The following is a 239-nucleotide window of genomic DNA, read 5'->3' as shown; positions in this document are numbered from 1 at the left end:
TGCGTGTCTAGGGAAATTTGCAACAATACCGGGGCGGCATCTGAATTTAGCTGCTTCAAGCTGTTGATTCGACTAGGGAAAGTGGCGAAATTTAGGAAAGTGCGCGTCGGGTGGGCGGTATGTGCAGAGCGATCCGATCGGGCTTGGCGGCGGGATCAATACGTACGGCTATGTCGGGGGAAATCCACTGACGTTCATTGATCCCTTTGGATTGGATTCGACCTGTATGGCCGCGTGCA

The 239-nt window shown here is 53.6% G+C and carries 1 protein-coding gene; it reads left to right on the top strand.

Going from position 1 to position 239, the window contains the following annotated elements; translation table 11 throughout:
- Nucleotides 1-121: 121 nt before the first annotated feature.
- On the top strand, nt 122-239 hold a 118-nt coding region (locus tag F1735_RS37730), incomplete at its 3' end, for an RHS repeat-associated core domain-containing protein (RefSeq protein WP_373888643.1).

Origin of the sequence: Massilia genomosp. 1 (assembly GCF_011682185.1) — a bacterium.
In the GTDB taxonomy this organism is placed as follows: domain Bacteria; phylum Pseudomonadota; class Gammaproteobacteria; order Burkholderiales; family Burkholderiaceae_D; genus Telluria_A; species Telluria_A rubra.
The sequence above is the reverse complement of the archived record's forward strand: the minus strand, read 5'-3'. Positions and strand labels throughout refer to the sequence as shown.